Source organism: Cellulomonas sp. P2_F12, assembly GCF_056403775.1.
Map to the genome: position 1 here is coordinate 295,700 of NZ_JBFUEV010000001.1, position 18,596 is coordinate 314,295.

Annotated in this window: 19 protein-coding genes; 9 read left to right on the top strand and 10 right to left on the bottom strand. The window is 72.6% G+C overall.

Translation table 11 applies throughout. From position 1 onward, the window contains the following. The first annotated feature begins 37 nt into the window (after positions 1 to 37). The 3 genes from AC1DWH_RS01325 to AC1DWH_RS01335 are packed head-to-tail and all read left to right on the top strand — an operon-like array spanning position 38 to position 1,471. Positions 38 to 508 carry an RNA polymerase sigma factor gene (locus AC1DWH_RS01325; protein WP_477092155.1) on the top strand — a complete coding sequence of 157 codons (471 nt, stop codon included), beginning with the start codon at positions 38 to 40 and terminating at the stop codon, positions 506 to 508. Continuing rightward, the gene (locus tag AC1DWH_RS01330) at positions 505 to 1,101 is read left to right on the top strand and encodes a methylated-DNA--[protein]-cysteine S-methyltransferase (RefSeq protein ID WP_477092156.1); all 597 of its coding nucleotides are present in this window, start codon (positions 505 to 507) and stop codon (positions 1,099 to 1,101) included. The genes AC1DWH_RS01325 and AC1DWH_RS01330 overlap by 4 nt, the downstream gene beginning before the upstream one ends. 10 nt (positions 1,102 to 1,111) lie before the next feature. Next, positions 1,112 to 1,471, top strand: coding sequence for a DUF2277 domain-containing protein (locus AC1DWH_RS01335; protein ID WP_477092157.1), 360 nt, complete (start codon positions 1,112 to 1,114; stop codon positions 1,469 to 1,471). On the opposite strand, the gene AC1DWH_RS01340 is transcribed toward AC1DWH_RS01335, so the two are convergent. The 3 genes from AC1DWH_RS01340 to AC1DWH_RS01350 form a co-directional block, all read right to left on the bottom strand. Then, positions 1,468 to 1,737 (bottom strand): hypothetical protein, encoded by a 270-nt coding sequence (locus AC1DWH_RS01340; protein WP_456846422.1) that lies wholly within the window; start codon positions 1,735 to 1,737, stop codon positions 1,468 to 1,470. The genes AC1DWH_RS01335 and AC1DWH_RS01340 overlap by 4 nt on opposite strands. Before the next feature lie 23 nt (positions 1,738 to 1,760). Then, positions 1,761 to 3,245 carry a malate dehydrogenase (quinone) gene (mqo, locus tag AC1DWH_RS01345; protein WP_477092158.1) on the bottom strand — a complete coding sequence of 495 codons (1,485 nt, stop codon included), beginning with the start codon at positions 3,243 to 3,245 and terminating at the stop codon, positions 1,761 to 1,763. A 121-nt stretch (positions 3,246 to 3,366) separates the two neighbouring features. After that, positions 3,367 to 6,135 (bottom strand): cellulose binding domain-containing protein, encoded by a 2,769-nt coding sequence (locus AC1DWH_RS01350; RefSeq protein ID WP_477092159.1) that lies wholly within the window; start codon positions 6,133 to 6,135, stop codon positions 3,367 to 3,369. Positions 6,136 to 6,343: 208 nt separating this feature from the next. Between AC1DWH_RS01350 and AC1DWH_RS01355 the strand changes: the two genes are divergently transcribed. Beyond that, positions 6,344 to 6,550, top strand: coding sequence for a hypothetical protein (locus AC1DWH_RS01355; RefSeq protein ID WP_477092160.1), 207 nt, complete (start codon positions 6,344 to 6,346; stop codon positions 6,548 to 6,550). Here AC1DWH_RS01355 and AC1DWH_RS01360 read toward each other — a convergent pair. From AC1DWH_RS01360 to ligD (AC1DWH_RS01375), 4 genes are all read right to left on the bottom strand, one after another. Beyond that, on the bottom strand, positions 6,547 to 7,716 hold the full coding sequence (locus AC1DWH_RS01360) for an App1 family protein (RefSeq protein ID WP_477092161.1): 1,170 nt from the start codon (positions 7,714 to 7,716) through the stop codon (positions 6,547 to 6,549). The genes AC1DWH_RS01355 and AC1DWH_RS01360 overlap by 4 nt on opposite strands. Continuing rightward, positions 7,713 to 8,273 (bottom strand): Dps family protein, encoded by a 561-nt coding sequence (locus AC1DWH_RS01365; protein ID WP_456847311.1) that lies wholly within the window; start codon positions 8,271 to 8,273, stop codon positions 7,713 to 7,715. Before AC1DWH_RS01365 ends, AC1DWH_RS01360 begins: the two co-directional genes overlap by 4 nt. Before the next feature lie 89 nt (positions 8,274 to 8,362). Further along, positions 8,363 to 9,241: a non-homologous end-joining DNA ligase gene (gene ligD, locus AC1DWH_RS01370; RefSeq protein WP_477092162.1), complete on the bottom strand. Its 879-nt coding sequence runs from the start codon at positions 9,239 to 9,241 to the stop codon at positions 8,363 to 8,365. Further along, positions 9,238 to 10,158: a non-homologous end-joining DNA ligase gene (ligD, locus tag AC1DWH_RS01375; protein ID WP_477092720.1), complete on the bottom strand. Its 921-nt coding sequence runs from the start codon at positions 10,156 to 10,158 to the stop codon at positions 9,238 to 9,240. The genes ligD (AC1DWH_RS01370) and ligD (AC1DWH_RS01375) overlap by 4 nt, the downstream gene beginning before the upstream one ends. Before the next feature lie 90 nt (positions 10,159 to 10,248). On the opposite strand from ligD (AC1DWH_RS01375), the gene ku reads away from it, so the two are divergent. The 4 genes from ku to AC1DWH_RS01395 all read left to right on the top strand — a co-directional run bounded on the left by ku (position 10,249) and on the right by AC1DWH_RS01395 (position 13,114). Next, positions 10,249 to 11,151, top strand: coding sequence for a non-homologous end joining protein Ku (gene ku, locus AC1DWH_RS01380; protein WP_477092163.1), 903 nt, complete (start codon positions 10,249 to 10,251; stop codon positions 11,149 to 11,151). Then, entirely contained in the window at positions 11,148 to 12,191 is a 1,044-nt protein-coding gene (locus AC1DWH_RS01385; protein WP_477092164.1) for a PHP domain-containing protein, read from the top strand. The genes ku and AC1DWH_RS01385 overlap by 4 nt, the downstream gene beginning before the upstream one ends. Positions 12,192 to 12,335: 144 nt before the next feature. Continuing rightward, the gene (locus AC1DWH_RS01390) at positions 12,336 to 12,617 is read left to right on the top strand and encodes an HU family DNA-binding protein (RefSeq protein ID WP_055914607.1); all 282 of its coding nucleotides are present in this window, start codon (positions 12,336 to 12,338) and stop codon (positions 12,615 to 12,617) included. A 92-nt stretch (positions 12,618 to 12,709) separates the two neighbouring features. Beyond that, positions 12,710 to 13,114 carry a Fur family transcriptional regulator gene (locus AC1DWH_RS01395; RefSeq protein ID WP_456845046.1) on the top strand — a complete coding sequence of 135 codons (405 nt, stop codon included), beginning with the start codon at positions 12,710 to 12,712 and terminating at the stop codon, positions 13,112 to 13,114. A gap of 3 nt (positions 13,115 to 13,117) precedes the next feature. Here the strand turns inward: AC1DWH_RS01395 and AC1DWH_RS01400 are convergent, their stop codons facing one another. Beyond that, positions 13,118 to 13,606, bottom strand: coding sequence for a DUF6328 family protein (locus tag AC1DWH_RS01400; protein ID WP_477092165.1), 489 nt, complete (start codon positions 13,604 to 13,606; stop codon positions 13,118 to 13,120). Positions 13,607 to 13,697: 91 nt separating this feature from the next. Here AC1DWH_RS01400 and AC1DWH_RS01405 point away from each other — a divergent pair, with 91 nt between their 5' ends. Further along, a complete protein-coding gene (locus AC1DWH_RS01405; protein ID WP_477092166.1) occupies positions 13,698 to 14,744 on the top strand; it encodes a threonine aldolase family protein in 1,047 nt (348 codons plus the stop codon). A 66-nt stretch (positions 14,745 to 14,810) separates the two neighbouring features. On the opposite strand, the gene AC1DWH_RS01410 is transcribed toward AC1DWH_RS01405, so the two are convergent. Both AC1DWH_RS01410 and AC1DWH_RS01415 read right to left on the bottom strand, forming a co-directional pair. Further along, the gene (locus AC1DWH_RS01410) at positions 14,811 to 17,414 is read right to left on the bottom strand and encodes a glycoside hydrolase family 6 protein (protein WP_477092167.1); all 2,604 of its coding nucleotides are present in this window, start codon (positions 17,412 to 17,414) and stop codon (positions 14,811 to 14,813) included. Positions 17,415 to 17,591: 177 nt separating this feature from the next. Continuing rightward, entirely contained in the window at positions 17,592 to 18,581 is a 990-nt protein-coding gene (locus tag AC1DWH_RS01415; protein WP_477092168.1) for a LacI family DNA-binding transcriptional regulator, read from the bottom strand. Positions 18,582 to 18,596 lie beyond the last annotated feature (15 nt).

Below are 18,596 nucleotides of genomic sequence, written 5' to 3' on the forward strand. Positions count from 1 at the left end.
ACACACGGGGGGCCTTGTGCGTCTGCAGACTGTGAGCGTGAAGGAACCCTTCGAGCGGGTGGTCGTGGTCCACGGACCCACCGTGCTGCGCGTGTGCCGCGCGGTGGTCGGCCCGGTCGACGCCGACGACGCCTGGTCGGAGACGTTCCTGGCCGCGCTCCGCGCCTACCCGGACCTGCCCGCCGACGCCAACGTCGAGGCATGGCTCGTGACGATCGCCCACCGCAAGGCGATCGACGTGGTGCGCCGGGCCGCCCGGCACGCCGTGCCCGTGGCGGACGTCCCCGACCGACCGCTGCGCCCCGAGGGCCGCGACCTCGACCTGTGGGCGGCGCTGGCCGCGCTGCCCACCAAGCAGCGCCAGGTAATCGCATACCACCACCTCGGGGGGCTGCCCTACGACGACGTCGCCGCGCTCGTCGGCGGCACGGCCGCAGCCGCGCGGCGGGCGGCGTCCGACGGTGTGGCCACCCTGCGCCGCACCGTGACCGACCAGGAGGAGCCATGATCGACTTTCCGGACGCGAGCGCCGACGACCTCGCTCGCCTGCACCGCGATCTCGCGGCCCGTGCGGCCGCCGACGGCCTGATCGACGTCGCCTACCGCACGGTCGACAGCCCCGTGGGCCGCCTGCTTCTCGCGGGCACGCCCGCGGGCCTGGTCCGGGTCGCGTTCGAGGTCCAGGACCACGACGCCGTGCTGTCCGCGCTCGCGTCGTCGGTGAGCCCGCGCGTCCTGGAGGCGCCGCGGCAGCTCGACGACGTGGCCCGCGAGCTCGACGAGTACTTCGGGGGCCGGCGCACGGCGTTCGACGTGCCGCTGGACCTGCAGCTGCTGCGCGGCTTCCGCCGGGACGTCGTCCTGCACCTGCCGGACATCGCCTTCGGCCGGACCGCGAGCTACGCGGCGATGGCTGCCCTCGCCGGCAGCCCGCGGGCGGTGCGCGCGGTCGGCACGGCCTGCGCGCTCAACCCTCTGCCCGTGGTGCTGCCGTGCCATCGCGTGGTGCGCTCGGACGGCTCGCCGGGCCAGTACGCCGGGGGAGCGGAGGCCAAGCTGACGCTCCTCGAGCTCGAGACGCGTGTCGGGGCGGCGGCGTAGCGTCCTCACCATGTGCCGGAACATCACCACGCTCCGAGGGCTCGAGCCACCCGCCACCTCGGAGGAGATCGAAGCCGCCGCGCGGCAGTACGTGCGCAAGGTCACCGGGGTCCAGTCGCTGAGCGACGCCACGCGGGAGCCGTTCGAGGACGCTGTCCGGGAGGTCGCCGCCATCACGGCCCGCCTGCTGGACGAGCTGCCCGCCCGCCGGCAGCCGCCGACCACGGTCCCGCCGCTGCGGCGCGCGGACGTGCAGGCGCGGATCGCCGCGCGTGAGGCGCACGAGCGGGCCCACGAGCTGGGGCTGCCCCACGAGCACGACGAGGACGAGCACGAGGACGAGCACGTCCACGTGCACGCCGGCGTCTAGAGGGGCCAGCGCACCAGGCGGGGGATGCCGTCCGGCGCGACGGCGGCCAGCGCCAGGAAGCGCGCCTCCGCGCGGTGCAGGCGGATGTGCTCGTCCAGCGACCAGGTCGGTCCGTTGGTGAGCACCATGCCGCACGCGCAGGCGATGGTCACGCGCCCGTCGTCGGTCTGCGTCACCTGACCCACTGTCGTGTGCTCGGTGGCGGCGCGGACCTTGGCGTGGCGCATCTCCGCGCTCACGGCCTCGACGGGGTGGGGGTCAGCCATGACCCCATCGTGCCGCAGCGCTGTCAGCTGTCGGTCCGGATCTGCTCGTCGTCGACCAGCTGGTCGAGCTCGAACGACTCGTCCCACTCGCCGCCGCCGAGGCTCGGCATCATCGCGCGCAGGCGCGGCTGCCAGGCGTCGGAGCGGTCCGGGAAGCACCGCTCGAGCAGGTCGAGCATGGTGGCCACCGCGGTGGACGCGCCCGGCGAGGCCCCGAGCAGCCCGGCGATCGAGCCGTCGGCCGACGTGACGAGCTCCGTACCGAACTCCAGGACGCCGCCCTTGGCCTTGTCCTTCTTGATGACCTGCACCCGCTGCCCGGCCGCGATGAGCTCCCAGTCGCGCGGGTGGGCCGTCGGCATGAACGCCCGGAGCGTGCGCAGGCGGTCCGTGTCGGTCGCGGTGACCTCGCCCACCAGGTACTTGACCAGGTCCAGGTTCCGGATGCCCACGGCGATCATCGGGACCAGGTTGTTCGGGCGGATCGACCGGACGAGGTCGGTCCACGAGCCGTTCTTGAGGAACTTCATGCTCCAGCCCGCGTACGGGCCGAACAGCAGCGCCGTGCCCCCGTCCACCACGCGGGTGTCCAGGTGCGGCACCGACATCGGCGGCGCGCCGATGTCCGCCTTGCCGTAGACCTTCGCCTGGTGCCGCGCGACGATCTCGGGGTTCGTGGTCTTGAGGAACTGCCCGCTGATGGGGAAGCCACCGAAGCCCTTGGCCTCGGGGATGCCCGACGCCTGCAGCAGGCCGAGCGCGCCACCGCCGGCGCCGATGAACACGAACCGCGCGGCGACCTTGCGGCTGCGCAGGTGCCCGTTCCAGCGGCGGTCGGCCACCCGGAGCGACCAGGTGCCGTCCTTCTTCTGGCGGAGCTTCGTGATCTCGGACTCGAGGTGCAGGCGCGCGCCGCGCGTGACGGCGTCGGCGACCATCGCGCGGGTCAGGCGGCCGAAGTCGACGTCCGTGCCCTCGGCCGCGCGTGTCGCCGCGACGGGCTCCGACGGGTCACGGTCGTCGACGAGCAGCGGGGCCCACCGCGCGATCTGCGCGGGGTCGGTGCTGAACTCGAGGTCGGAGAACAGGGGGTGCTTGCGCAGCGTCTCGAACCGGCGACGCAGGTAGTCGGCGTTGTCCGCGCCGCGCACGAACGTCATGTGCGGGGTGGTCGACAGGAAGCCGTCGCCGCCGGGCAGCCGGTCGTGCGTCGCCAGGTGGTTCCACAGCTCGCGGGACAGCTCGAACTGCTCGTTGATGGTGACGGCCTTGGAGATGTCGATCGTGCCGTCGGCCCGCTCGGGCGTGTAGTTGAGCTCGCAGAGGGCCGCGTGGCCCGTGCCCGCGTTGTTCCACGCGTTCGAGCTCTCCTCGGCCAGCGCCGGGCGCCGCTCGTGGATCTCGACGGTCCACGTGGGCTCGAGGGTGGTGATGAGAGCGGCGAGGGTGGCGCTCATGATCCCGCCCCCGACGAGGAGGACGTCGACGATCTCTTCGCGTTCTGGCACGTTTTCGATCGTATGTTGACGTCGAGATACCTCCCGGCCAGGCGGCCTGTGATCTTGCACACGCGGGGTGGGCGGCGTGTCCGTGTCACGCGCCACCCACCCCGCGGCTCCTCGGGGCGGCTCAGCCGTTGCCGCAGCCGGCCCCGTTGACCGTGAACGCGCTCGGCCTGGTGTTGGTCCCGGTGTGGGAACCGTTGAAGCCGATGTCGACGCTCCCGCCCGCCGGGATCGTGCCGTTCCAGGCGGCGTTGGTCACGGTCACGGCGGCGCCCGTCTGGCCGTACACGCCCGACCAGCCGTTGGTCACCTGCTGGCCGTCGGCGAACGCGAAGCCCAGCCTCCAGCCGCTGATCGCCGACGAGGAGCCGTTGGTGATCCGGACCGACGCCGTGAAGCCCGTGTTCCAGTCCGACGTCGTGTACCTCACGGTGCAGGCCGCCGCCGGCGGCGTGGGGCTGACCGTCGGCGTCGGGCTGGGGGTCGGCGAGACCGTCGGCGTCGGCGTCGGCGTGACGGTCGGCTTCGGGGTCGTCGGGGTGGGCGTCGGCGTCGGTGACGTCGTGGGGTCGGTGCCCGTCAGGTTGCCGACGACGATGCCGCGGCCGTTCGTCGCGACGTACACCCGGCCGTACACGTCGGGGTCACCGATGACGTTCTCGCCGGTCCAGCCCCACTGGTGCTGGTCGTCGTTGATCCGGACCCAGGTGGCGCCGGCGTCGATCGAGCGGAAGATGCCGCGCACCCCGCCGATCTTCGAGGACGTGTAGATCGCCGGGTAGGTCGCGCCGGGCGCTGCCTTGCCGAACCCCACGGTGTCGCCCTGCTCGACCGCGGCGTTCTTGGTGAACGTCGCGCCCGAGTCGGTCGAGTGCCACAGGCCGTAGGCGCCGCCCTTGTCGTCACCGCCCGCGAGCCAGACGTCGCCCTCGCGGCCGAAGACCGCGGAGAAGCGCGCGGGACCCGCCGCGGGCAGACCCGTGGCCTTCGACGCCGTGAACGTCACGCCGCCGTCGACCGAGGTCCAGAACGTGCCGGCAGAGAACGCGTAGAACTTCAGCGGGTTGACGCGGTCCGACTCGACGCGCGCACCGATGGGTGCCCCCGTCGACCTCGTCCAGCTCGAGCCCAGCGTCGAGGACGTGTAGACGCCGCCGCCGTCGGTGCTCCAGACGATGCGGCCGCCGTCCGCACCCATCGCGATCGTGCCCGGACCGGTCACGCCGGGGGGCTCCTGGCCGGCCCACCACGAGCTGCCGCCCGACGTCGAGATGCCGATCCGCGACACCCCGGCGTCGCCCTTGCCCACCCGGACCATCGTCGCGGGCGTCTTCTCGGCGAAGTCCACGCCGGTGATCGAGCCCAGGGCGGGCGCGGTCGACGAGTACGCCGGCGGGACCTTCGTGATGTCGCTGTGCACGAACCCGCCGATGTCCCCGAGCCCGGAGATGAGCTGCGTGGCGCCCGGGGGAGAGGCCAGGTCGAGCACGGCCGTCTCCTCGAGCCCCTGCGCGCGCACGCCGATGGCGACCTTGCCGCCGGTGTCCCACGCGGTGAGGTTGGAGCCGCCGTAGACCGTCGCGCCCGTGCCGTAGAGGAACGAGCTCGAGTCGAACGGGTCGATCTCGAACGACTCGGTCATCCAGCCCAGCTTCGGGCTCGGTTCCGGGGGAGCGGCCTGCTTGCCGAAGTCGAGCCAGGGCGCCCCCGAGATGTCGAGGGAGTAGCGCAGCGTCCGGTCCGGGTAGCCGTTCCAGTCCCAGATCCGGGACCACGTGGCGCCGCGGTCGGTGGACCGGAACACCTGGATGTCCGGGAACCACGAGATCTGCGTGACGGCCATGATCGTGTTCGGGTGCTGGCGGTCGATGGTCAGGCCGCCGTACCCGAAGTAGTTGTCGCTGCTGCTGGAGGGCACGGGGCTGATCTGGGTCCAGACCCCGGTCGCCGCGTCGAGCCGCCAGAGGTCGCCGTGGCCGCCGTCGTACGGACCGCCCGTGTCGCTCGTGGCGATGTAGAGCTGCTTGCCGACGGAGTCGAAGACGCCCTTGTGCGCGATGAACCCGGTCGGCTGGCCGGCGACCCGCGACCAGGTCGCCCCCGCGTCGGTCGACCGGTAGACGGTGTCGTCCTTGTCGGCGACGCCCACGTAGATCGTCCTGGTGGGGGAGCCCTTGGTGCCGCTGGTCGGGTCGAACGTGACCCACACGACACCCTGGTTGGTGGTCAGGTACCCGTTGACGTCGCTGGGGTCCTGCACGTAGGTGCCCACGTTGGTGAAGCTCGAGACCTTCGCCCACGTGACACCCGAGTCGGTGCTCCGCCACAGGCCGTTGCCGCCCTCGGTCCCGAAGTACAGGACGCGGTCGTCGTTGGGGTCCACCTGCAGGCGCTCGCCCATGCCGCGGCCGGGCATGTTGCCGCCGACCTTGAACGGCAGGGCGGTCGTCGCCCACGTGGCACCGCGGTCGGACGAGCGCAGGATCGCGCCGTTGTTCGGGTCCCAGCCGTTGGTGTACATGCCCGTCGCGACGAACACCTTGTTCGGGTTCACCGGGTCGGTGGCCAGCGACAGGACACCGTTGTGCCCCCAGTCGGACCAGCCGATGCTGTCGAGCAGCGGAACCCACCGCTTGGTCGTCTGGTCGAGGCGGTAGGCGCCGCCGATGTCGGTCCGGGCGTACACGAGCCCCTTCTCCGACTGGTTGTAGACGATGCCGGGGACGAACCCACCGCCGACCACCTCGACATTGCCCCACGTGTACGGGGTCGTCGCGGCGTGCGCGGGTTCCTGGGTGGCGACGGCGACGAACGCGCCGGCGACCAGGGCGCTCGCGGCGGCGACGGCCGCGAGCCGGGCCGGGGTGCGGGGTACGAGCGAGGGGGCGGGCATCCGCGGCACTCCTTCGTGAGGGCGGGAGGGCGCCGGGCGGACTTGCCCGGGGACCCAGAGGGCCACCGCGGGGCGACGGCCGCCGCGACCGTATCGACGCGTTCCGCAGCCGCAGCAGGTCGCGAATCGTTTAGTCCGTCTCGGGACGGACCGGACCAGGTGCTGGTCGCCGCGTGCACAGGGGGTCGGCGAGCGGTAGAACCGGAGCATGAGCCGCAACCGCGACCTGACGTCCGACCCTGCCGCCGAGCACCTCGCCGACCGCGAGCACGCCCAGGCGGAGCTCGATGCTGCCGACGCACGATCCGGTGGCAACCCCGACCGCGCCCCGCGGTCCCTCCACGCCGTCGAGCTCGAGGCCGACGACGAGGCCATCGCCAGCAGCGACGAGTGGGACGACCCCGAGCGTCTCTAGCCCAGCCGGACCCCGCGCTCCCACACACCCTGCAGGAGCGTCTGACCGTCGGCTCCCTGGATGACCGGGACGCCGTCAGGCCGGCGCGCCGCGGCCTGCTCCGCGCGCACGGCCTCCGTGGTCGGCGCCGGGACGCCGTGCGCCAGCACGTGCTCGCTGAAGGTCAGCTGCCGGATCAGGATCGCCTGCACGTGGTCCGGGAAGCGCTGGGCCGCTCCCGCGTAGATCTGCGGGTCGCGCTGACCGTCGTCGCCCACCAGCATCCAGCGGACGTCCGGCAGCTCCTCGAAGAGCCGCCGCAGCTGGGCGACCTTGTGCGCGGGGCCGCTGCGGAACCAGCCGCTGTTCGTCGGACCCCAGTCCGTCAGCAGCAGCGGGCCGGCCGGGTAGCGCCACCGGCGCAGGAACCGGGCGATCGCCGGCGCCGCGTTCCAGGCGCCCGTCGACAGGTAGACGACCGGGACCTCCTGCCCGCCGGCGCGCAGCTCGCTGTACAGGCGTGCCATCCCTTGCACGGGCTCGCGGGCGTTCTCGTGCCGCATCAGCACGTTCCACGCGGCCACGAGGGGCCGGGGCAGACGGGTGACCATGACGGTGTCGTCGATGTCGCTGACGATGCCGAACCGGCTCCCCGGCCCGATCACGTGCACCGGGGCGAGCGCGACCCTGCCGTCGGTCGTGGTGAGCCGGACGTCGTGCCAGCCGGGCGTGAGGTCGGCGGCCAGGACGGCGTCCACGTAGCCGCCGCGGTCGGTCACCACGCGGTGGGTCCGGTCCCCGACCTGGACCTCGAGCTCGGCGCCGGACACCTGAGCGGTCGCGAAGCTGCGCCAGCCGCGCACGGCGCTGGCCGACCGGGCGCCGACCTGGGCGTCCGACCCGGCACCGGGAAGGTCGTCGTCCCCGACGTGCGGTGCCGCGAGCACCGTGCGGGCCAGCACGCGCACCCACCCGGGCGCGCCGTACCCCGCGTACGGCTCGATGCGGACGGTCCATCCGCGTCGCCGCAGGCCGCGGGCGACGGCGCGGTCGAACCCGTCCTCGAGGCGGGCGGCGAGGTGGCTGCGCGGGATCGCCGACGTCGGTCCCGCCGGACGCGCCGAACGGAGCACCGGCCCGCCGCGGGACGAGCCGACGACGGGCCGGGCGCTGGGGGGAGGCGTCACGCGACGTCCTTGGCGGCGGCCTTCCGTGCAGAGGCCTTCTCGGTCTCGGACTGGCCGGTCGTGAGCGCACCGCCGACGGACTCCAGGTGGGCGCGGACGAACCAGTGGAAGAGCTCCAGCTCGTGCAGGTGCCCGATGAGCAGGTCGTTGGTGACGTCGTCCAGCTCCTCGACGTCCTTGGCCGCCTTGCGGTGCGCCTCGATGACGCCCACGTAGACCACGTCGAGCGCTCCGAGGTGGGCGATCGCGCTGTCGCGGCCGATCGAGTAGTCGTCCCACGTGCGGTTCTTCACCAGCGCGCCGGGGGTGCCGACGGGCGCGACGCCCAGCGTGGCGATCCGCTCGGCGATGGCGTCGACCATGAGCCGGACCGCGTCGACCTGCGGGTCGAGCATCTCGTGCACCGCGATGAAGTGCGGACCGACCACGTTCCAGTGGATGTGCTTGAGCGTCAGCGCGAGGTCGTTGAGGGCGTCCAGCCGCTCTTGCAGGACAGCGGCTACCTGCGCGCCCTCCTTCGGGGTCAGGGACGGGACGGTGTACTTGGGCAACGCCATGACGGCTCCTTCGGTGCAGTTCGCGGGGTGTCTTCCCGAGCTACTGACCACGCTGCCAAACGTCGACGCAGGCCGCCATCCGAACGGGCTCAGGCGAACGGATCTCCGCGCTCGGCGTAACGCGCCGCGACCTCGTCGGGGCCCAGCTGTGTCAGTCCCGGGCCGATCTCGTCCCACCAGCGCGGCGCGGCCACGTGCGGAACGTCCCGCCCCCGCAGCGAGTACGGCGTGATCGTCGTCTTCGCGGGGTGGTTCTGTGACCAGTCGATGAGCACCTTGCCGCCTCGCAGGTCCTTCTTCATGATCGCCACCACCTGGCCGGGGTGTGCCGCGGCGATCTCGTAGGCGACGTCGCGCGCGTACTGCCGGACCTCCATCACGCTCTGCGTGCCCGGCAGCGGCGCGTACAGCTGCATCCCCTTGCTGCCGGATGTGACCGGCACCGTGACGTCCAGCCCGTCCTCGCGCAGCCGGTCTGCGACGAGGTGCGCCACGGCCGCGCACTCGGTCAGTCCCGCGGGCGCGCCGGGGTCCAGGTCGACCACCAACCGGTCGGGCCTGTGCACCTTGCCTCGCGGACCGACCCGCCACTGCGGCGTGTGCAGCTCGAGCGCGCCCTGGTTCGCCGCCCACACCAGCCCCGCGAGGTCGTCCAGGAACGGGAGCTCCAGCTCCGCGCCCTCGTCGTCGGACCCCGGCGCCGCCCGCAAGGTCTGCCGACGCACCCACTCGGGCGCACCGCGCGGCGTGTTCTTCTCGAAGAACTTCTCGCCGGCGACGCCGTCGGGCCACCGGATCCGCGTGACGGGCCGGTCGCGCAGCTGCCCGAGGAGCGCGGGGGCCACCTGCACGAGGTAGTTCATGACCTCGGCCTTGGTGAGCCCGGTCGTCGGGTACATCACCTTCTCCAGGTGGCTGACCCGGACCTGCCGGCCCTCGACGTCGACCATCTGCCGTTCGGGTGTCATGGCTGCTCCCACGGGTCCGCGTCGGTGTCGGTGCGCACACCCCGGACCACCGGCTGGCGCAGCCGTCCGGTGGGCGTGCGGGTGAGGTAGAGGGTGTCGACGACGACCGTCGGCTCGACCCAGTGGGTGCCGCGCGCGTCGATCGGCGGCACCTCGTCGTCGAACGGGGAGCCGGCACGCGGGACGAGCCGCCGCTGCAGGTCCGCGGCCCGCTTGCCGGTCAGACCGCTGCCCGCGCGACCGAGGTAGCGCAGGGCGCCGCTGGCGTCGGGGGCGCCGAACAGCACCGCGCCGAGCCGCCCGGACCCCGTCGTCTCCTCGCGCCACCCGCCGACGATCGCGGCCCGCGTGTGCCGGTGCGGTGCCTTGACCCAGTCGGGCGACCGACGCCCCGGCTGGTACGCGGACGAGCGGCGCTTGGCGACGACCCCCTCCAGGCCGAGCGACCTCGTCACCTCCCACAGCTCCGCCCCGTCGGGGTAGATCGGGGAGAGCTCGACGCGGGCGGGCAGCTCGAGGCGGGCCAGGGTCTCGCGCCGCTCGTCGTACGGGCTGCGCGTGAGGTCGACGCCGTACAGCCGCAGCACGTCGAACACCAGGAACGTCACCGGTCGCTGGGCCGCGAGGGACTCGGCGCGCCGCGGGTCGCGGACGTGCATCCGCTCGGCCAGCGCGCTGAACGACGGGATCCCGTCGGCCATCAGGACGATCTCGCCGTCCAGGATCGCGCCCTGCACGTCCGCCAGGCCGGACAGCTCCGGGTAGGCCGGGGTGATCTCGCGCTCGTTGCGGCTCCAGAGGCGCAGCCGGCCCGACGTGGTGTCCGCGAGCGCCCGGACGCCGTCCCACTTCACCTCGAACGCCCACTCGGGCCCGCGCGGGAGCTCCGCCGGACCGGTCGCAGGGGTGGCGAGCATGGGCTCCACGGGTCCATCCTGCCCAGAGAAGGTCGCGCGGGGCGCGGCCGGGAGTCGACACGCCCACCAACGACCACGGAGGTCACGGCCATGCGAGCGATCTGGAAGGGCGCGGTCGCCTTCGGGCTGGTCAACGTGCCGGTGCGGCTGTACTCCGCGACGGGCGAGCACGAGGTGACCCTGCACCAGGTGCACAAGGAGGACGGCGGCCGGATCCGGTACCGCAAGTTCTGCAGCATCGACAACGAGCCGGTCGAGATGTCGGACATCGCCAAGGGCTACGAGACCGACGACGGCGAGCTGGTCGTGCTCACCGACGAGGACTTCGCCTCGCTGCCCCTGTCGACCGAGCGCGAGATCGAGGTGCTCGAGTTCGTCCCGGTGGACCAGGTCGACCCGATCCTGCTGCAGAAGACGTACTACCTGGAGCCGGAGAAGACCGCGGCCAAGCCGTACGCCCTCCTGCGCGGGGCGCTCGAGCAGGCGGACCGCGTGGCCGTCGTCAAGGTGGCCCTGCGCCAGCGCGAGTCGATGGCGATCCTGCGCGTGCGGGACAACGTGATCGTGATGCAGACGCTGCTGTGGCCCGACGAGGTCCGGGCGGCCGACTTCCCGGTCCTGGACGACGACGTGTCCGTGCGACCGCAGGAGCTGGCGATGGCGGCCTCGCTGGTCGAGTCGCTCGCAGCGGACTTCGACCCCTCGCAGTACGAGGACCGCTACGCCGGCGCGCTCGAGCAGCTGATCGAGGCCAAGGTCTCCTCCGGCAGCACCCGCACCGTCCCGGTGCCGCCCGGCGAGGAGGCCGGTGCCGACGGCGGCGACGTCGTCGACCTGCTGGCCGCGTTGCAGCGCAGCGTCGAGAAGGCCCGCAGCTCTCGCGGCGAGGCCCCGGCGTCCGACGACGAGGACAAGCCCAAGGCCAAGGCGAAGAAGCCGAAGTCCGACGAGGACGAGCCGACCCCGCGCAAGTCGCGCCGCAAGGCGTCGTGAGCGGGGCGGCCGACAAGCAGGCCGAGTCGGTCGCCGCGCTGCGCCGCATCGCCTTCCTGCTGGAGCGCGCGCAGGCGAGCCCGTACCGCAGCGAGGCCTTCCGCAAGGCGGCGGTCAGCGTCGAGCGGCAGGACGCCGACCGGCTCGTGGCCCTGGCGGCGTCCGGCTCGCTCGCCGACCTGCCCTCGGTCGGCGCTCGGACGGCCGACGTCGTGGCCCACGTGCTGCGCGGCAAGCCGGTCGAGTACCTGGACACCCTCGAGGCGGAGTACGCGGCGTCCCTGACGGCCACGGCCGACCCGAGGGCGCTCGCCCTGCGCGAGGCCCTGCGCGGCGACCTGCACTCGCACACCGAGGCGTCCGACGGGGCGACGCCCATCCAGGAGATGGTGCTCGCCGCGCTCGAGCTGGGCCACGAGTACCTCGCGATCACCGACCACTCGCCCCGGCTGACCGTCGCCAACGGCCTGTCGGCCTCGCGCCTGCGCGCCCAGCTCGACCAGGTGGCGGCCCTCAACCGTGCCGTCGGCCCGTTCCGCGTGCTCACGGGGATCGAGTGCGACATCCTCGACGACGGTGGCCTGGACCAGGACCCCGACCTCCTGCACCAGCTCGACGTCGTCGTGGCGTCGGTGCACTCGAAGCTCCGCATGGAGTCCGGCCCGATGACCCGCCGGATGATCGCCGCGGTGAGCAACCCGCGCACGGACGTCCTGGGCCACTGCACGGGACGGCAGATCAAGGGCAAGAGCCGGCCGCAGAGCGAGTTCGACGCGCGCGCCGTGTTCGACGCCTGCGCCGAGCACGGCGTCGCCGTGGAGATCAACTGCCGGCCCGACCGCCTCGACCCGCCGCACGAGCTCCTGGCGGTCGCGATCGAGGCGGGCTGCGACTTCTCCATCGACACGGACTCCCACGCACCGGGCCAGCTGGACTGGCTCATGGCCGGCTGCGCGCGGGCCGCTCAGCACGACCTGGATCCCGCGCGGGTCATCACGACGCTGCCTGTCGAGGACCTCCTGGCGCGTACTCACAGGTGACGCGACACGCCCGATGCACGGATCCACGGGGTCCACGGGTTAGTGTCAGCCGATCGTCCCCGGTTGCCGCGGTCATCCGCGCGCCCGGGAACACGGCCCGAACAGGGCCTGCAAGCCCCGAGTGAACACAGAGGAGCACATCCAGTGAGCGTGAACCGCACCGAGCTCGTCCAGGCCGTCGCGGCCAAGACCGGCCTCACCAACACCGACGCGGACAAGGCCCTCAAGGCCTTCCAGGAGGTCCTCGTCGAGAACCTCGCCGCCGGCGAGGCCGTCACGATCCCCGGCTTCCTGGCCGTCGCGCGTGCCGAGCGCGGTGCCCGCACCGGCATCAACCCCCAGACGGGCGAGAAGCTCGAGATCCCCGCGGGCTACCGCGTGAAGCTCACGGCCGGCAGCGCCCTCAAGCGCGCCGTCCAGGGCTGACCTCAGCACCTCGGCCGGGCCCTCGATCCTTCGGGATCGGGGGCCCGGCCGCGTTATAGTGGGAACCAATCTCAGGAAGGCGAGGTGACGTGATGGTGGTCGTGCCGCGGCAGACGCGCCAGCGCGCCGAGATCCTCGACCTGCTCGAGGACGTGGACGAGTTCCGCAGCGCTCAGCAGCTGCACGAGATGCTCCGGGCCCGCGGCTCCAGCGTCGGTCTCGCCACCGTGTACCGCGCGGTCCAGCTCCTGTCGGAGCACGGCGACGTCGACGTGCTGCGCACGGAGGACGGCGAGTCCGTGTACCGCCGCTGCGAGCAGCGCAGCCACCACCACCACCTCGTGTGCCGGTCCTGCGGCCGGACGGTCGAGATCGAGGCCGGGCAGGCCGAGGCGTGGGCCGCCCAGGTGGGTGCCGCGCACGGGTTCGACGACGTCGACCACACCATCGAGCTCGTCGGCACCTGCGCGACCTGCCGGGCTGCCGCGGCGTCCTGACCTCTACTCCGGCGCGCGCCGTGCGATGAGCCGGGGGAGCAGCCACCAGGACGTTCCCAGGAGCACGAGCGACAGGATCCCGACCGTGCGGCCGGCGCCGCGCGACACGACGATGTCGAAGATCAGCATCGCGCTGCCCGCCATGACGAGCGCCAGGACCAGCAGGCCGGCGCGCGCGAACGTGCCCCCCGCGGTGACCAGCTCCGGCTTGAGCCGACGGCCGAAGAGCACACGGTGCAGGCTCACCGGAGCCACGAACAGGGCGGTCGCGAGCACGGCCAGGACCACCAGCACGAGATAGAGGTCGGTCTGGTAGTCGTCGAGGTCGGCGAACCGCTGCTGGAACGGGATGGTCAGCAGGAAGCCGGTGAGGATCTGCGTGCCCGTCTGCGTGACGCGCAGCTCCTGCAGCAGCTCGGTCCAGTTGCGGTCCGCGCGCTCGTTGGACGTCTCGGTCCTGCCGTCGTCGGGCGACACGTCGGGCTGGGTCACCGTCCACCTCCTCGCGCTGCTCGGATCATGCCGCACGGCACGCCGGGAGTGCATGTGCAGCGGCGTCGCCGCTCGGGAGAGACTGCTCCCCGTGACCCGACTGCATGACGCCGACCGCCGCGACTTCGCCTCCGACAACTACGCGGGGGTGCACCCCGAGGTGCTCGCCGCGATCGCCGAGGCCAACGGCGGCCACCAGACCGCGTACGGCGAGGACGTCTACACCGCGAGGCTCCAGGAGGTCGTCGCGCAGCACTTCGGCGACCAGGCGACCGCGTTCCCGGTCTTCAACGGCACCGGCGCCAACGTCCTGTCGCTGCAGTCCGTGCTGCCGCGCTGGGGTGCCGTGGTCTGCGCCGAGACGGCCCACATCCACACCGACGAGAACGGCGCGCCCGAGCGGATGGGCGGCCTCAAGCTGCTCACGGTCCCGACGCCCGACGGCAAGCTCACCCCGGACCTCGTCGCGACCCAGGCGTGGGGCTTCGGCGACGAGCACCGCGCGCAGCCGGGCGTCGTCTCGATCACGCAGTCCACCGAGCTGGGCACGCTGTATACGCCCGACGAGGTCCGCGCCCTGGCCGACCAGGCGCACGGGCTGGGGCTGAGGCTCCACCTCGACGGCGCCCGGATCTCCAACGCGGCCGCCAGCCTCGACGTGCCGCTGCGCGCGTTCACCACCGACGCGGGCGTGGACCTGCTGTCGCTGGGCGGCACCAAGAACGGGCTGCTGTACGGCGAGGCCGTCGTCGTGCTGGATCCCGCGGCGGACGGCGGGCTGACCTACCTGCGCAAGATGGACATGCAGCTCGCGTCGAAGATGCGCTTCGTGTCCGCCCAGCTGGTCGCGCTCTACGAGGGCGACCTGTGGCTGCGGTCCGCCCGCCACGCCAACGCGATGGCGACCCGGCTCCGGGCGGGCATCGAGGGGCTGCCGGGCGTGCAGGTCACGCGCCCGACGCAGGCCAACGGCATCTTCGTGATCTTCCCCGCGGGCGTCGCCGACGTGCTGCGCCGCCGCTGGCGCTTCTACGACTGGATCGTCGAGACCGGCGAGGTCCGGCTGATGTGCTCGTTCGACACCACCGAGGCGGACGTCGACGAGCTGGTCGCTGCCGTGGCGGACGCGGTCTCCTGACGGCCTGACGACCGAACGGGGGCCCTCCCGTGGGAGGACCCCCGCTGCGGTCGTGCTCCCGCTAGATCACGCGACGACGGTGCAGGTCGCACCGTTCAGCGTGAAGGCGGTGGGCGCGTTGTTCGTGCCCGTGTGCGAGCCGTTGAACCCGATGTCGGTCGAGGCTCCGGGCGCCAGCGTGGCGTTCCACGACAGGCCCTTCGCCGTGACCGCCGCACCGGACTGCGCCCAGTCGGCGCTCCAGCCCTGCGTGACGACCTGACCGTTGGCGAACGAGAAGCCGAGGGTCCAGCCGTTGATCGCCGAGGTCCCCGTGTTCGTCAGCCTGATCGAGCCGGTGAACCCGGTGTTCCAGCTGTTCGCGGTGTACTTGACCGAGCAGCTGCTCGTGGTCGTGGCCGTCTTCGTGGTGGCCGAGGCCGCCGACGACGCCGCGGAGACGTTGCCCGCCGCGTCCTTGGCCTTGATCGTGAACGAGTAGGCCGTGCCGGCCGCGAGGCCGGTGACCGTGAAGCTCGTCGTGGTGGACGAGCCGACCAGCGTGCTCCCGCTGTACACGTCGTACCCGGTGACGCCGACGTTGTCGGTCGACGCGGTCCAGGTCAGCGGGACGGTGCTGGTGGTGGTGGTGCCGGCCGCGAGACCCGTCGGTGCCGAGGGCGCCGTCGTGTCCGTGGTCGTCGCCGTCTTGGTGGTCGCCGACACGGCTGCCGAGGCCGCCGAGACGTTGCCCGCCAGGTCCTTGGCCTTGACCGTGAACGAGTACGCGGTCGCGGCCGTCAGGCCGGTCACGGTGTAGCTCGTCGAGGTGGTCGTGGCGACGAGCGTGGTGCCGCGGTAGACCTCGTAGCCCGCGACGCCCGTGCCGCCGGTGTTGTCCGTCGACGCGTTCCACGTCAGCGGGACCGTGGTGGTCGTCGTGGTGCCGGCAGCCAGACCCGTCGGCACCGAGGGAGCCGTCGTGTCGGTGACCGTGCCGGACGCCGTGGTCGCGGAGACCGCCGCGGAGGCGGCCGAGACGTTGCCCGCCGCGTCCTTGGCCTTGACGGTGAACGAGTACGCCGTCGAGGCGGTGAGGCCGGTCACGGTGTAGCTCGTGGAGGTGGACGACCCCACCAGCGTGGTGCCGCGGTAGACGTCGTAGCCGGTCACGGCCACGTTGTCGGTCGAGGCGGTCCACGACAGCGGGACGCTCGTCGAGGTCGCCGTGCCCGCCGTCAGACCGGTCGGGGCCGAGGGCGCCGTCGTGTCGGGCGGGGGAGTGGTGCCGCCGGCGATCACCGGGTAGGCGTTGGTGACCAGCGTCTTGAACTGGGCCTCGAACCACTGGCCCGCGAGCGGGGCGCCCGGCGTGGCGCCGGTCAGCTGGTCCTTGAGCTTGGGCGAGACGAAGGTCGGGTCGCACATGCGGTCGAACTTCTTGCCCTGGTCGTTCGGGATGTCCGTCGACGCACCGTCGGACTCACCCGGGGGCTTGATCCACACGAACGCGTCGAGGTGCGAGGCGGCGTAGCCGGACGGCGTGGCCTGCGGGAGCTCGCCGATGCCGGCGCCCTCCGGGTTGCACCAGGCGCCGCGGTGCACGCGGCGGTCGACGCGCGACTGGTTCACGTAGGTGTTGAGGTCCGTGCTCGTGGACACGGCGGTCGGCCGGGCCGCACCGCCCCACCCGTTGCGCGACGTGTCGACCACCATGCCGAGCGTGGACGGGAAGCCCGCGGCGGTGAGCAGCCGGTACATGTGCGCCGTGAAGTCGGCCTCGTCGAAGTCGTAGTTCCACTCGTAGAAGCCGCTCGAGCGGATCGGCGTGTTGTTGAGCGACGCGGCCCCGTCGGTGAGGAAGGGCTCGTTGAGCGGGGTCGTGTTGGCGACGTCGCTGATGAACCCGTCGACCGACGCGAACCCGGCGGTCGTGGACTTGGCCACGTCCGCGAAGAGCGTCGCGGCGGGACCGGCGTTGCTGTCCCAGCCGAGCCAGCCCGAGTGGCCGATGTCGATGTACGTGTAGACGTTCGGGATCGCGTGCAGCTTGTCCAGCGCGTACTTCACGCCGGCCCGGTAGTAGGGAGCGGCCTGCTGGCAGAGCGCCTCGGAGCTGTTGGTCACCAGGTTGGGCAGCGAGTCGGGCTCGATCGTCGCCGAGATCCGCAGGTTGGCGTACTTGGCGTCGCTGAGCAGAGCGGCGATCGCGTCGATGTACTCGGTCTTGTACCGCGCGAGCCCCGCGTCGGTGGCGGGGAGCTCGCCGTTGGACGCCAGGGCGTAGCAGTCGCGGCCGGGCAGGTCGTAGATGACCAGGTTGACGACGATGGGGCCGGACCCCTTCTGCGCCAGGGCGTTGTCGAGGTGGAACTTCAGCCCGCTGCCGTCGGCGTTGCCGGTGATCGCGCTGATCCGGTCCATCCAGACCGCGGTGGGCTGCTTGGCCACCGTGTGCATCTTCGCGGCCAGCGTGGCGTCGCCGGCGCGTGTGGCAGCGCTCTCAACCGACGCTGCCCAGGTCGGGTTCACGTACTGGGTGGCGCCGGCGTAGGGGTTGTCGACGTGCGCCTCGGCGGCGCTCGCACTCGTGGTGATGCACAGCGGTGCCGCCATCAGCGCCATCGCTGCCGCTGCGGTCGCGGCGGCGCGCACGCGCTGCCTGACCGCTCTCTTGCCGTGTGTGGACACGTGGTCCTCCGGGTGGTCGTTCGGCGCGCCCGGCCGGCCGTCCCGTCCGGGCGCAGGTCGCCCGGGGAAGTCCACGGCGACTGGTTCGCTAGACCACCACGGGGATTTTCCGGGCGGCACGGGGCAAAACGTTTAGGCTCTTCGCGTTATCAAACTGTGACTCGCATGAGAGCGTTCTCATCTTGACCGGGGACCGGTGCTGCCCCGCACCGCGAGGCCCCCGATCCGGAGGTCCCGACGGGCCCGGAGGTCCCCGTCGATGACCGCCAGGACCGCCTCGCCGGTGGCCGTCCCGAGGTCCCTCTGGGCCGAGGGGAGGGTCGTGATGGAGGGCGTCGCCAGCCGGCACAGAGCCGAGTCCGAGCCGGCGACGATGGAGAGGTCCCACGGCACGGCGAGCCCCGTCCGGCGTGCGACGTCGAGCGCAGCGACCGCCATCTGGTCCGAGTCGTAGACGATCGCCGTCGGTGCGCGACCTCCCGTCAGGAGCCTCCGGGTGGCCACCGCGGCCTCCTCGGCCGTGCCCCCCGTGGCCTCGTGCACGAGCACACCGCTGGCCGCGTCGAGCGCCGCCGAGAGCGCGCTGAGCCTCGCGCGCGTCCGCACCAGCTGCTTCGGACCGCTCACCAGAGCCACGTGCCGGTGCCCCAGCTCGAGCAGGTAGCGGCCCACCCGGACGAACGCCTCGGCGTCGTCGAGACTCACGGTCGCGAGGTCGATATCGCCCTGACCTGCACCGACGACGACGGCCGGCGCGCGCAGGCGGCGCAGCGCGTCGATCCGTGGGTCCTCGGTGAGCACGTCGGTGACGACCATGACGTCGAAGCGGCGCTCGGCCCACCACTCGCCGTAGAGCGCCACGGCTGCCTCGGGCCCGTCGACGATCTGCAGCACGAGCGCGAGGTTCCGGGTGGCCAGGACCTCCTGCAGAGCGATGACGAACTCGAGCACGCCGGTGGCCTGGGCGACCGGCCCCGCGACTCCGCGGTCGAACACCAGGCCGACCGCCCGCGGACCCGTCCGCATCGAGCGCGCCGCCGCGCTCGGGCGCCAGCCGAACTCGTCGGCGACCCGCAGGACCCGCTCGCGCGTCGCGGCCGACACCCCCGGCCGACCGTTCAGCGCGTACGAGACGACGGCGATCGAGACGCCCGCGGCACGCGCCACGTCGGTGATCGTCGG